This window comes from Polluticoccus soli (assembly GCF_029269745.1).
Lineage (GTDB): Bacteria > Bacteroidota > Bacteroidia > Chitinophagales > Chitinophagaceae > Polluticoccus > Polluticoccus soli.
Window position 1 is genome coordinate 972,457 of record NZ_JARJHT010000001.1, and the last position, 12,730, is coordinate 985,186.

Here is a 12,730-nt window from a genome sequence, read left to right on the forward strand (position 1 = left end):
TTGATTGATTTTATAATCTCTTTTGTAAACAGCCTAACCCATCATTTGTAACAACTAACACCCATCATTTGAGTCTGTTGTGGCCGCATTTACTCCACTAGCTTCGCAGCTCAATAATTGATTATAACCGAAAGAAACATGAGAAAAATTATCATTGGCTTCGCCGCCTTACTGCTGACAGTCGTAGTAGCCTGCAGCAAAAAGAACTCAACACCGGACACTTCAATTGCAACCCCGACCAAGGAACTGGATTTTCACAAGTACGCCATTATGGGACTGGACTCACCCTTTATTTCTATTGACACTGGTAACATTATGCTCAACAGCTACCTGAATAGTATTCAAAACAGAACGAATGAGGTAAAATCCTTTATCGTAGATGCGGACGCACTGAGATATTATCTTCAAAACACCAACATCAAACACGTAAAACTGATGCTTGCACATAAGTTAAGCTACGTGCGCGGAGGAAATGCTAATCAATATGCGGGTATGGATTATAACGCCATGACTATGATCATCGCTGGATTTGGAAGCGATTATGACTATATTTATTCACCACAGGGGGCGGTAATGGATTTTAGTATTCCTTGCCCTAACAGCTGTCCAGGTACGGGAACCGCAGGACAAAATACGTTGCAATGATCTAAAGCTTGATGGATACAACAATACTTTTCTTTGTTTACATGTCGGTTATCTTGCTGGCGATATCTGGAAGCATGTTGAATTTCAGGGGCAGAGATAAAGCCTCTAAAATGATTGTCTTCTTACTTGCCCTAACGTTTGTGGCAGAATCAGCTGCATACGTTGCAGCAGAAAAGTTCCACACAAATATGTTCGTCTATCACATATTTGCCCCTATCCAATTACTTATGCTCGGCAGATATTTTGACACCGCAGTATTTAAACAACGAAAAGTCGGACTAATAACAAGTGTATTAGGCATTGTCGTAGCCGCATTTAATACCATTTTTCTCCAGCCCATTCAAACTCTGAATTCTAATTTTCTGCTGTTTGAAGGGCTGGTGATCATGGCAATGGCGTTGTACGCCTTTCAAAAAATTCTTGCTAACGAGCGCCTGGACATTTATAAGCACGAGCATTTCTGGCTTATTTTATTACTCGTATTTTTTTGGAGTATGACCTATACCGTGTGGGCACTGTATGCAATCCTTGGAATGAAGAAAATATTCCTGATGCATTTTATTTCCATAATGATTTTGATAGTAAATATTATCACTTACTTTGGAATCGGATTAGTTCTGCTGATCTTCCCAAAACGAGAATTGAAGCGTGTACGATAAATATATTATACCGATACTGATCGCTGGCTCTATCCTATTGCCGATGTTCATGTTCTTTGTCACCACCTTTATCATCATCAGCAAGAACAGGCAACGCAAACTGCAATTGGAAAAACAGGAGATCGAATTTCAGTATGAACGGCAACTGCTCAAAACCAAACTGGAAGTACAGGAGAAAGGATTAAATCACTTATCACAAGAGATCCACGATAATATCGGACAGGTTTTGACAAGCGTTTATGCAAATCTTATCACTGTTTTAAATAGCCAGAATTTTGACGCCCGCGAGTTGATCGAAATAACGAAAAACCAGGTATCGCATGCACTGAAAGACCTCCGCAATATTAGTCATGTGTTAAACAGCGGGTATATAAACAGAATCGGGTTGGAAGAATCCATTAAAAAAGAGTTAGATTATCTGAGTTCGTATCATGCAATAGAATTTACAACTAGTTTCGATGGTGAGATCGACAACCTGCCGCCGGATAAAGAACTAATGGTTTTCAGAATTGCACAGGAAGCTCTTACCAACATTGTAAAACATGCCAACGCCTCGCAAGTGACCATTGCCATATCACAAGACAACCACGATCTCAAAATGGCCATTACGGATAATGGTATTGGTTTTGCGGATACAGACGAAGCCCCTAAAGGCATCGGCTTGCTAACGATGCAGCAACGGGCTGAAGTAATGAATGGATCTTTGAAGTTAACTTCGACCCAACGTTTAGGAGCGAGTCTTATTTTGACAATACCAGCCTATGAATAATCCCCACGCCATACACGTAGCTATTGCTGACGACCATACTGTTGTCAGAGATTCGATCAGCAAAATGATCGCCACTTTCCCAGGTTTTAGAGTAACTATTGAAGCCAGCAACGGAAAAGAACTTATTGAGCAGTTGAAGGGTACAAAACCATTTCCGGAAATATGCGTACTGGACATACAAATGCCAGATATGAACGGATATGAAACAATGGCCTACATCAAAGAAAAATGGCCCAAATTGAAAGTATTAGCTCTTTCGATGCTCGATGATGAGTTTGCTGTAATAAAAATGCTAAAGCTGGGTGCCCGCGGGTACATTGTAAAAAGCAGTGACCTCGAGGAATTGCAAAAAGCGTTGAATGCAATTCACGACAGAGGTTATTATAGTTCTGAGCTCGTGGCCAGCAACTTTTTTCAATTGCTTAACAGTGATAATGACGAAGCACTATATAAGATCACCGAACGTGAGCAACAATTCTTAAAATACTGTCCAACCGAACTCACGCTAAAAGAGATAGCCCAGAAGATGGGAGTAAGTACAAGCACGGTGCAGGGTTATCGCAATATGTTATTCGATAAGCTAAACTTAAAGACAAGGCAGGGTCTTGCAATCTTCGCTGTTAAATCCGGCATCGTTTCTTTCGAAGACTTATAGCGTGCATTACTGAGTATCATTGGCTACTCAATTAACTTGTACACCGTATAGGAGTAGTCAGTAGTGATAAACCATGGCAAATAGTCTATTAGGTTTGATAGAACAGGTATCCTCTTCTTGTTTTCAACGGTCGACACAAGGCGATAGTGCTCATTTAAAAGCAACTTCTCAAATTTTGCAATGTCAGGGTTCTTTTTCCCTAGCACTATATACTGCACTTTTTTCGCCAGGAAGTATTGCGTGATCCCCTTGTATGGTCCGTTCTCTATTATTATCTCGAACGGATTATTGTTTTTTACTGCCATGTAGTAGTAGGTAAAATCTCCTGCTACCGACGCATCGCGAGGAATATTTTTGGCGTAGGCTTCATAATAATAATCCTCGCTACGCTGAGGTACGGTTGCAACCACCACCGCAGATTTTAAAGCAAATGTGGCCGCAGACAAGATCAATACCACATATATGGCTGTGCGAAAATAAACCTTGTCCTTCAGCTGACCGAAACTCCAACCAATAGCCAGGGCTGCAAGAGGTATTGCAAACGCATAATAGATATACGATCCGGCTACGATAATATGAAAAAAGATAAGCCCAATAGCTGTGAGCGGAAAAACAGCACTACGACGCGCGTCGGCCTTTCCAAAATAGGCGAACGAGCCAACTATCAGCTCGAAAATGGAGATGCCTATTTGATAATTCAATGGCTGGCTTGTCGCGCCAATATGCCTGTTTAACTCGTGGGAGTTTTTGAAGTAACTTATATAACCTTCCAGCCCTCCGAAAGCAATATGCATCCAGCAAAAATACATGGCCGCAAAAATGACAGGCACGAGCAAATAAGGCAATAACACAGCAGGTCTTGCTCGTAAATAAAAGAGCGCATATGCACACCAAACTACAAACATGGGCAGAGCAAACACAATGCGCGGCGTGGTTAGCATGGCACTTCCTAATAACAACCCAGCCAGCAATGCAAATAAATAGGACTTTGTAGTGCCATCACTGATTTTCATCACGGTCATCAACGATGACAGAAGAAAGAAAATGGCGAGCATATCCATTCTGCCGGAGGGCATACTTGATTCAGCGCGGGATTGAGTAAGAGCAAGATGATGGTCATCACCGCCGCACTTTTACCAAGCTCAAACTTTTGGCAGATCTTATACACCAGGAATACATTAAGAAAACCGAAAAGCAGGCTATTCATCCGGAAAACGTATAGGCTCAAACCAAATAGCTTTATGATATAAGACTGTAAGACAAAATAGATGGGTCCGTATTCCGGCCGGGGATGTGGAACACTATACCTTCTAACGGTTTCCATAAAGGTTCCATCAACAAGATAAGATTGGGTCATGCTGGCAAAAGAAACCTCATCGAACCATGGTAAGGGCGAATAGGACAAAGACAGGAAATGGTAGACTATATATAAAAATATACCTACCCATATGGTTGTGTTGTGCCGCATAGCTAATGCAAATATATTTCGAAACTCACGATCACAGTAAGCGTAACACAAATAGAAATTATACACATGCGAGGCTCGCAGAGGCTATTTAGATAGCATGACTTGTGCATTTTTTTATTTTTGCCCTTTAATTTCTCAGCTGAATTTTCTGCTGAGTTTTCTATTCGGTCACATGGTCCACATTGCGCTGCATTTTATAGTACCTCTTGTATACAGTTTACTCTTCTTTAGAGACAGACTGCTACGCACCTGGCTGATATTGTCAGCCACCATGCTTGTCGACTTAGACCATTTGCTGGCTGATCCGATATATGACCCAAACCGCTGTAGTATAGGGTTTCACCCACTGCATTCCTATGTAGCCATTGTCATTTATGTGCTGCTGCTGCTGCCTCGTAAAACAAGGCTGGTGGCAACAGGCCTGATCATACATATGGCGCTAGACTATTTAGATTGTTTTATATAGAAGTAACAGCCTCTCGATTCAGAAGACTGAATAAACAAAAAAGGGTCGCACTGCTGCAGCCCCTTTTTTGTTTATTCATGGTGGTAGCAAAATACTTGGATCTTAAATGACCTGGTCGGCCTTATTCATTACCGCGTAGACACCCGGCCTGAACCACCGGTACTAGTTCCGGGGGTTCAGTGCCACTATAGCGCTTCGCCTAAAACTATGAGGCCAGCCAGGTATCAATCTACTTTTATCTGTTTCAAAAAATCAGAAGGAGTAACGCCCATTACTTTCTTAAACGCCAGCGTAAAAGAATTCCTGTTATTGAAGCCGGACTCTTTCGAGAGTGCTTCCAGCGTTTTATACCTCCATTCCTCATTCTTTATTTTTTCAATACAGAATTTGATCCTGTATTCGTTGATGAAATCGTTATAGTTCATGCCATACCTGCGGTTGATGAATGCAGACAGGATATACGACTGTACACCAGTATCGTCTGACAGCATCCTGATAGTATAGCTATGATTCAGGAACAATTGTTTTTCTACCAGGATAGTGTTGACTTTTTGTTCGATCTGCGAGAAGTTGTAATCATGATGGTTGGACGAAAGATTAGGGTTTACAGGTAGGTCCATGTTAGCATTTTTAACATCTTCTACTTGTATGTCAATATTTTCGTCTGCAGGTTTAAACTCCACGTCTGTCTTGAAATCTTCTGAAGATGCGGCTTGCAGCATTGCACCGCTCCTCATCTGTGAGATAACAAACCCTGCAACAATGAATATGCTGCTGGCAACGATGGCAAATAAAACTACATACTCTTCAAATTTTTGTGCCTTATACAGATCAAATAACGAAAAGAACAGAAAGTACATTTCTATACCTATGCACAGCAGGAACCATTTAACCAAAGGATGGCTGATCTGTTTTGTAAAATATTGCTGCTTACGAGCCCAGACGATCATGGTATTCACCTGCAGCAGCAGATACACGCCAATAGCATGGTAATAAAAACCTACAAACGCCGTGTTAGGAAGCAATGATGCGTTTGATGAAAGCCTGCCGGCTGTACCACCATTTTCATACTGGGGAAAGAACAGCGGAATAAAGTTGATTAAATACAATAATGAAGGAAAAACATGACCCAGATCTTCGGTTTTGAGTGAGCGGCGAAGAACTACAGACTTAATATACAAGTAGGCGCAAGACATGTACAACAGCACACAAAGATTCCTCAACAATATCAGGTCCCATTTGTAATGAAGAAAGGCATTATTGATGCCGATGTTCAGCATCAGACAACAAACCAAGAGGGTAGAGGCGGTAACGAAGGTTACAACGGTGACGTTTTTTGACGTTTTATCGGATAATTCAGATTTATCCAATAGTGCCTGGGGTAGTGCGATAGTCATCTTCATAAAAAATGGTTTTTTAAGGTAATAACTCAGGCGAAGCTATTAACACAGTAAGTACCAGCTTTGGATGAAGCTGTGGTGATCAGCCGATGGTGATGAGGCGTAAGATCGGCCGTTTGCAGAGGCAAAACCTAAGGTCCATTTTTTGATTCATCTGGTTTCATAGCAGAAAATTTTTCGTTGGTGATTTTAAGGAATTTTTAATGTCTAAATCAAAAATAGTCAACTTTTCTAAAAATCCTAATTTTTTACTCTATAATAATCAACTTTTTAAAAATATCAAAAAACTATAAGTTTTATTTATAACGTCGGGAGGTTGGTTGTCTCGGCAGGCATTAATCCCTGCCGGCAATTCGCTTAAGTGCCTTTCGCTGTCGACTATATATCACTACCGGAGCCGGCAGTGCAAACGAGAAAAGAAATATTCGGGTATTGGTATATCGGAAGTGATCGCTCAATCTGGTAGTGAGGCGACAAATGTACCCTATTACGGGTACCTCTATCAGGACCAAATTTATCTTAATTTGGCCAGTGTGGTTCTTGGGGTTCATAAATCCTCCTTATATGCTATTATGTTAGCAAATATGGCACCTGTTTGTCGCGGCACCTTTCCGATCTCTCTCCAGGCAAGGCACTATAAAATTACAATACGATAACACAAAACGCATCAATAAAACCCTGTTTTCTTGCCAATAGTTACTGAATTGTCCTGCAAAAAATCTCCAACCAGCCTTTCCTACGCACAATATAATAATTGTGTTCAGATTCTAAAAGCCCTTTTTACAGCATTTTTCATTTTTCTTCAAACTTTTCATTGTTGGCCCTAAAATTGTCATTTTAGAATTCCAGACATCCGGATCAAAATATTGAGAGCAAAAATGATCACGCAGATCACCTGTATGCCGATGAGCTGGGTGGCTCTCGTGAGCGCCTTGAATTTTCGTTCCAGGCCGTAAGTCAACAATGTCGCCTGGGTTTTCAGGTCTTCATGCCATTTATCGTCGTCCATCTCTTGCCAGAGCTCTTCATATTTTTTATTGCTGTGCTTGCCGCCGAGTGCTCCCCAAAAAACCGAGGAATAGCCGGACTTGATCGATTTATCGTTTACAAATGGTTTTAACGCAACCAAGGTGTTCAATATGGCCGAAAGGTTACAGAGTAAAACGAAGATCACCAGTATCGACATTTCCGCTTCGGTCCGCACCGCTTTGTCTGACGAAAAGTATCCGGTCACCAGACCGGCCAAAATACCGATGTTTACGGTGAGATAAACATTTCCCCGCAAGCCTATTGATGAGTAATAAGCATCGTAACGCTGCATAATAAACTGGAGCTTTTCGTTCTTTTGTTTATTATCCATTGTTCAATTGCTCAGTACCGATTGAGTTAAAAATTCACCTCCAGATTCAGCATGAATATATGTCCATTCGAACCAACAGCTGTCGGGTAAGCCAGGTAACCGACCGGTGAGTTATGAGGAAATATCACTTCTCCATTGAAACGAAGTATCCTGTTCTTTAAAACATACCAATTGACGCCACCTATGATCTCGTAGGGGTAACCATACTGGCCATTTACATAAGATCCCGCACCATACAGCTGGAGTGTCTTTTTTATTATCATAGCTGAGGCCTGCACGGAAAAGCCATTATCAAAAAGGCTGGAAGGGGGTGTATTACCTACATACTCGATCTGGCTTATCCACCGGGTAAAAAACTCGCCGTCTAATGAGAATCCGCGATATTTTATCCCACCGCTTGCCGAAAGCATCTCGTATTTGGCGGCCGTCACCTGGGAGCTGTCTACAAAAGCATCTAATGCAAAAATGCCTGTGCCGTCTGATAGCCTGATCTGCGTATTTTCAGGATCGTCCACCCCTGGCTGCGATTGCTTGGTTTCATTACTCCTGGTAAAACCAACAGTCAGGATCGTTGCTGGTTTGCAATGGTGTTCAAAATCTCCATAAGGGCCCAGCTTGCCAAAATCATTAGTGGTCCACCAAAGACTTGACCCCCATGTGTCGAAGCCGCTATCCAACTGCCCTGCGTCAATACCGAGTTCGCTCAGGTTATTTGCCAGCATTGATTTGTAGTTAAGGCCCGGCGCCAGCTCACCTTGAATCCAAATGCCAAAAGTATACGAAGGCCTGAAAAATTCTTCCGCCATCGGCCTGCAATCCATGCGCAGCCAGTTAGGCCAGCTATACAAAAGCGACCGTGCTCCTGGTATTCCCTGCGTACCGCCTCCGAAGCCGAGCCATTTTTTAAAGTCATATTGAAGGCTTCCTATAAAAAAGGCCTGGGCGGTCTGGCCCATGTTCGCATTCGAACACCATGCATTCAAAACCCAACGCAGCTTAGGGTCAAATAACCAGCCCCTAAAATATACGATGATCTTGTGCATCTGAAAATCGTTGCGTGGATCTACTGATTTTACTCTGTTAAAATCATCCACGTAACTATCATCAGTGGCCATCTGGTTGAGATAGCGAAGTGAAACATAAGGACTGATTATAAGAGTACCTATTTTAGAGTTGATCACGGGAAATCCACTGCCAGGCACATGTTTTGCAAGACTATCCATTATGTCCGGATCAAGCGACTGAGCCGATAGTCTCCCGATTATTGCAAGGGTAACAAGTAAAATAAAAAAGATACGGCTGCGCATGGCGATAGCTTACGGGGTTCAGAAATAATTCTCTTAGTTACTAGTTCCTGATATTCGCTTTCTCCCAAGCACGCACTTTTCTGCGTCCTTCGTCGAATATCCTTTTGTAATTGCCCTTCCGCACCTTCTCGCTTGTTTGCGGATCGAGTGCATTCCAGAGCGGTGTATACATCTTATGTACGGCGAGGTAAAATTCCTGGTTAGGTGGCGCTACTACATCGGTGCCAAACAAAAACCGGTCAGGATATTTATTAACCAACTTTGCAGTAGCCGCTACAGTCTCAGGTGTTCTTACAATATACTTGGCTACTTCATCCCACGATATATCGAAGCACACGTGTGACAATTCGGGATCGCTGAGCATCTCTTCCACGATGCTGATCTGGGTTGGGTGAGCTTCGCTTCGTGATGCGGAACCATAGCCAACCGGGTGCACAATACGACCCAGTCCCATGTGCGCCCATATAATACTTGTGTTTCTATGCCGTTTCAACAAACTCTTCATTTGGTTGAGATAAACCGGGGCGGTTTTCTCTTTGGACATAGGCATGTCTATGTCGTTATGTATGACAACGACCATTCCGACCCTGCCTGCAAACTCAAGAATACTATCAAGCGCTGGATTAGTAAGGCTAGCTACTTCACCCGACACTTTGGGTGAAACAAATTCTTTGTGAATGGTAAATTCACCTATCCCTGTAAATACTCCGGGAAAGGTCCTCAATACGCGTTCAATATGTCTCGCGGCATACATATCCGCTGGGTTAAATCCCGTGATCATCGGGTCGAACCGTGCCTGCTGCTCCCTGGAAAGGCTCCTATACTGCATCGCAATGTATGCATCAGTGAAGGAGTAATAGTACAATGGCGCATCTGATTCCAGGTAGTAAGATGGGCTAAACATACCTGAATTCTGATACGACCATTGTTGTTGCAAGGGAATACCGAAGAGGGTCGAACGTTCTACCTTTGAGCCCATTAGTTCGAGGAGCCTTTCTGCGGTAATCCCTTCCTGGATATAGTTGGTAAGATGAAAATGGCTATCGTTAAACAGAACGCCATCATCTGAGGTTTTGTTTTGCGCAGGCGCGTAACTGGGACCGATGATCACGAGAGTAACTATCGTACAACATATGTATTTGGCAAGCACATTCATAGTGCGTGTTTTTAAGTCTTAAGTTTGACAGGGGGACACCGGTTGTTATTTCGGCATCACCAGGTTAGGGTTAGCTTTCAGCTCAGCAATTATCGCTTCGATGGTACGCTGTGCTTTTACACTATTACCAGCTGCATCGAGGGGTGGAGAAATCACAGCTATACCAAATTTCCCCGGCACAGCAGCAATGATACCGCCGCCTACACCACTCTTGGCAGGCACGCCTGTTTTAAATAACCACTGGCCTGCATTGTCATACAGACCTGCAGTTTCCATAACCGACATTGTATACGCTGCAGTTTCAGGACTAACTACTTTCTTTTTGGTAACAGGGTTGGTGCCACCATTAGCTAGTGTCGCGGCCATTACTGCCAGGTCTTTCGCGTTTACATTAAGTGCGCATTGCTTAGTGTACACGTCTGTAGCTTGTACAGGATCAAAATACATACGACCGTAGGCCAGCAATAGGTGAGCGATCGCCTGGTTACGCAGGTTATCACCAGCTTCGCTTACATACACGGGACCATTCACTAACAAAGTACTGCCTGCAAATTCATTATGCACCTGTTGTATGTTTCTCCATTTGGCGGCTGAGTCTGCACCATTTATCAAGCTAACGGCAGCAATAGCACCCGGGTTTACCAATGGGTTGATCTCTTTACCTTTTTGCAGTTCGATCGCTACGATAGAGTTAAACCTCAAACCAGTAGCGTCAACACCAATCTTATCCATTATCGCCTGCGGACCTTGTTCTTCCAGGATCTTTGCCAGCGTAAATACTTTGGATATAGATTGAATGGACACGCGTGAACTAAGATCACCCTTGGAGTATACCTTTCCGTCTGTCGTAACAATAGCTATACCGTATATATCAGGATCAACGTTTGCCAGCTCTTTTATGTAGTCAGCATTAGCTCCCTCTTTCAGGTCTTTATACTTCGAATAAGCATTATCGATAGCTGCCTGGTAGTTTTGCGCAATCGCAGTATAGGAGAACAATAGTCCTGCTAAGGCGATAGCTGGAATTAATCGGAGTGTTTTCATGATTATTTAGTTTACCGGTTTATTTGTGTCTTTTTTCGTAGAAACTGCGTGAGAAATTGTATTTGAATGTTAGCTGGATCTTGTTGATCACGCTACCGAAACCATCGCGATTATTTTCGCGGGCACCCCATTGGTATTCAAGACATGTCATCGCGTTCTGGGTTGGATAGTACATGATGTTACCAACAATATATTGCCCCTGCTGAAAAGCATCATCTGCCTGGCCGTCCGAAGGAGTGATCTCTATTAGAGAATAACCCAGAGAGGATGAGAATTTTTTGCTCCAGTTGTGATCAACAAAAGCTACGACACCTAGCACTGGCAGAGCTACACCAATGATCGGCCTCACCGGATCGAAGACGCGGAACCCTGCGCTATCGATAAGGTTGTTTTTAATACCGATGTCCGCTGGTGCGTCATTCATGTAGTTCTGTATACCTTCCCCGTAAACAAAACTGCCGCGGAATGTTGTGTTATCACCAAACTTGATATTTGTACTCAGGTTTAATCCCCAACCCCATGCGTCACCCGAAAGATCAAATGGATCAACTAAGTGGTCTTCCCATTCTATGCGGCGAACAATACCTGCAAGCTCAACATAGCCCCATTTCTTTCCACCAAACCGGTATTCGGCCGACAGATCTGGAAGCGGGAACCGCGGTACCACGCCGGTTAGTTCGATACGGTCGGCATAACGGCCCTGATCGGCACTAGCGCCCGGTCTTTCAAGTGCTATCGTTAAACGGCTATCTCCTTGTATCGGCATGTACCGGATCTGAACGTTTCGAAAGAATGCCATACCGGGAGGCCCCCAATACTCAACGGTATTCGGGAACACGTCGATGTCCATGAACGGACTCCAATACTGACCGGCACCAAACTTGCCCAGTTCGCCATAAGCATGACGCAAGCGAATAGTGGTTTGGCCCGCATCTACACCGGTACCGAACATTTCAAATTCAAAGGTCGTTTTTAGTTCCCCATATTTGGTGCAGAACCAGTTTTTTACACCAAACCGGGTTTGACGAACTGAGAAATACACATTGCCATCGCTTCCAAATTCATCGTCAAAAGCCGGAAGCTTTGTTGGCCTAACGACATCAAACCAGTCAGGATGGATCTGGTTAAAGTTGTAGCCAGCATCGGTCATAACGAAGCCGTAGATCTCCATTTCTTTTCGTGGCTTATCGTCATCATCGTCCTGGGCGAGCACCGGGCTGATAAACAACCCGGAGAGTAACATTGAGAAGATTAGTGTTTTCATAGATCCAGATTAAGTAGTGGTAAAAAATCGTCAACAACGTTGAGATTCGTAGTTGACGATCAAATGGGAGTAGTCGGTAGTAGAGCTTGGTATATAAAGGGTTAATAAATCATGACCACCTTCATCCAGACTGCGAATACTGTTTTGTGCTAAAGAGTTTTCATGGTGATAGTAGTCGTCAAGGTGGTAGAGATGGTCATGGTGGCAGGGGTCATAGAAAAAATCATAGTGATAAGGTTGAATGTCATGGTGATAGGAATGAAAGGGCTGTCTGAAGTATATATTCTTAACACGGTTCCTGCACCTGCTGAGGTGTCCTGAGGTGCAAAAGCCCGGCTGTTTCCTTGGGGAAATAAAAGTTGAAAGGGTACGATGGTGATGTAGGTGCGGTTGCATATTTATCCCTTGTTGGGTGATCCGGTATCCGGGAGCATCTTTTCTATTTACTTATTTTCACAGATACTTTTGGGCCGGAGAGTAAAGTTACATTCGTCAGTATGCGATGTGAATCATCAATGGTCGGTTCCTTGCCAATAG

The 12,730-nt window shown here is 43.2% G+C and carries 13 protein-coding genes; 5 read left to right on the plus strand and 8 right to left on the minus strand.

Annotated features, from left to right (window positions below; translation table 11 throughout):
• Positions 1-138 precede the first annotated feature (138 nt).
• The 4 genes from P2W83_RS04405 to P2W83_RS04420 all read left to right on the plus strand — a co-directional run bounded on the left by P2W83_RS04405 (position 139) and on the right by P2W83_RS04420 (position 2,728).
• Positions 139-645: a hypothetical protein gene (locus P2W83_RS04405; RefSeq protein ID WP_276132479.1), complete on the plus strand. Its 507-nt coding sequence runs from the start codon at positions 139-141 to the stop codon at positions 643-645.
• 41 nt (positions 646-686) lie between these two features.
• Positions 687-1,304 carry a hypothetical protein gene (locus P2W83_RS04410; RefSeq protein WP_276132480.1) on the plus strand — a complete coding sequence of 206 codons (618 nt, stop codon included), beginning with the start codon at positions 687-689 and terminating at the stop codon, positions 1,302-1,304.
• A gap of 106 nt (positions 1,305-1,410) precedes the next feature.
• On the plus strand, positions 1,411-2,073 hold the full coding sequence (locus P2W83_RS04415; RefSeq protein WP_420831758.1) for a sensor histidine kinase: 663 nt from the start codon (positions 1,411-1,413) through the stop codon (positions 2,071-2,073).
• Entirely contained in the window at positions 2,066-2,728 is a 663-nt protein-coding gene (locus P2W83_RS04420) for a response regulator transcription factor (RefSeq protein ID WP_276132482.1), read from the plus strand. The genes P2W83_RS04415 and P2W83_RS04420 overlap by 8 nt, the downstream gene beginning before the upstream one ends.
• A gap of 23 nt (positions 2,729-2,751) precedes the next feature.
• On the opposite strand, the gene P2W83_RS04425 is transcribed toward P2W83_RS04420, so the two are convergent.
• Both P2W83_RS04425 and P2W83_RS04430 read right to left on the minus strand, forming a co-directional pair.
• Positions 2,752-3,522 (minus strand): hypothetical protein, encoded by a 771-nt coding sequence (locus P2W83_RS04425; RefSeq protein ID WP_276132483.1) that lies wholly within the window; start codon positions 3,520-3,522, stop codon positions 2,752-2,754.
• Positions 3,523-3,749: 227 nt separating this feature from the next.
• A complete protein-coding gene (locus P2W83_RS04430) occupies positions 3,750-4,196 on the minus strand; it encodes an ArnT family glycosyltransferase (protein ID WP_276132484.1) in 447 nt (148 codons plus the stop codon).
• Positions 4,197-4,368: 172 nt separating this feature from the next.
• Between P2W83_RS04430 and P2W83_RS04435 the strand changes: the two genes are divergently transcribed.
• Complete coding sequence (locus P2W83_RS04435; protein WP_276132485.1) at positions 4,369-4,662, plus strand: DUF6122 family protein; 294 nt, start codon at positions 4,369-4,371, stop codon at positions 4,660-4,662.
• Between the two features lie 224 nt (positions 4,663-4,886).
• Here the strand turns inward: P2W83_RS04435 and P2W83_RS04440 are convergent, their stop codons facing one another.
• The 6 genes from P2W83_RS04440 to P2W83_RS04465 all read right to left on the minus strand — a co-directional run bounded on the left by P2W83_RS04440 (position 4,887) and on the right by P2W83_RS04465 (position 12,193).
• The gene (locus P2W83_RS04440) at positions 4,887-6,065 is read right to left on the minus strand and encodes a helix-turn-helix domain-containing protein (protein WP_276132486.1); all 1,179 of its coding nucleotides are present in this window, start codon (positions 6,063-6,065) and stop codon (positions 4,887-4,889) included.
• A gap of 829 nt (positions 6,066-6,894) precedes the next feature.
• Positions 6,895-7,383, minus strand: a complete 489-nt coding sequence (locus P2W83_RS04445) for a Pycsar system effector family protein (RefSeq protein ID WP_276132487.1) — start codon at positions 7,381-7,383, stop codon at positions 6,895-6,897.
• A gap of 65 nt (positions 7,384-7,448) precedes the next feature.
• Positions 7,449-8,729, minus strand: a complete 1,281-nt coding sequence (locus tag P2W83_RS04450; protein ID WP_276132488.1) for a hypothetical protein — start codon at positions 8,727-8,729, stop codon at positions 7,449-7,451.
• A gap of 40 nt (positions 8,730-8,769) precedes the next feature.
• On the minus strand, positions 8,770-9,885 hold the full coding sequence (locus P2W83_RS04455; RefSeq protein WP_276132489.1) for an amidohydrolase family protein: 1,116 nt from the start codon (positions 9,883-9,885) through the stop codon (positions 8,770-8,772).
• 45 nt (positions 9,886-9,930) lie between these two features.
• Positions 9,931-10,929: a glutaminase A gene (gene glsA / locus P2W83_RS04460; protein ID WP_276132490.1), complete on the minus strand. Its 999-nt coding sequence runs from the start codon at positions 10,927-10,929 to the stop codon at positions 9,931-9,933.
• Positions 10,930-10,948: 19 nt separating this feature from the next.
• On the minus strand, positions 10,949-12,193 hold the full coding sequence (locus P2W83_RS04465) for a DcaP family trimeric outer membrane transporter (RefSeq protein ID WP_276132491.1): 1,245 nt from the start codon (positions 12,191-12,193) through the stop codon (positions 10,949-10,951).
• Positions 12,194-12,730 lie beyond the last annotated feature (537 nt).

What these genes read in the sequence shown, in the direction of transcription:
- P2W83_RS04405 (WP_276132479.1), top strand. Translation starts at nt 139, where the DNA reads ATGAGAAAAATTATCATTGGCTTCGCCGCCTTACTGCTGACAGTCGTA.
- P2W83_RS04410 (WP_276132480.1), top strand. Translation starts at nt 687, where the DNA reads ATGTCGGTTATCTTGCTGGCGATATCTGGAAGCATGTTGAATTTCAGG.
- P2W83_RS04420 (WP_276132482.1), top strand. Translation starts at nt 2,066, where the DNA reads ATGAATAATCCCCACGCCATACACGTAGCTATTGCTGACGACCATACT.
- P2W83_RS04425 (WP_276132483.1), bottom strand. Translation starts at nt 3,522, where the DNA reads ATGCATATTGCTTTCGGAGGGCTGGAAGGTTATATAAGTTACTTCAAA.
- P2W83_RS04430 (WP_276132484.1), bottom strand. Translation starts at nt 4,196, where the DNA reads ATGCGGCACAACACAACCATATGGGTAGGTATATTTTTATATATAGTC.
- P2W83_RS04435 (WP_276132485.1), top strand. Translation starts at nt 4,369, where the DNA reads ATGGTCCACATTGCGCTGCATTTTATAGTACCTCTTGTATACAGTTTA.
- P2W83_RS04440 (WP_276132486.1), bottom strand. Translation starts at nt 6,065, where the DNA reads ATGAAGATGACTATCGCACTACCCCAGGCACTATTGGATAAATCTGAA.
- P2W83_RS04445 (WP_276132487.1), bottom strand. Translation starts at nt 7,383, where the DNA reads ATGCAGCGTTACGATGCTTATTACTCATCAATAGGCTTGCGGGGAAAT.
- P2W83_RS04450 (WP_276132488.1), bottom strand. Translation starts at nt 8,729, where the DNA reads ATGCGCAGCCGTATCTTTTTTATTTTACTTGTTACCCTTGCAATAATC.
- P2W83_RS04455 (WP_276132489.1), bottom strand. Translation starts at nt 9,885, where the DNA reads ATGAATGTGCTTGCCAAATACATATGTTGTACGATAGTTACTCTCGTG.
- glsA (WP_276132490.1), bottom strand. Translation starts at nt 10,929, where the DNA reads ATGAAAACACTCCGATTAATTCCAGCTATCGCCTTAGCAGGACTATTG.
- P2W83_RS04465 (WP_276132491.1), bottom strand. Translation starts at nt 12,193, where the DNA reads ATGAAAACACTAATCTTCTCAATGTTACTCTCCGGGTTGTTTATCAGC.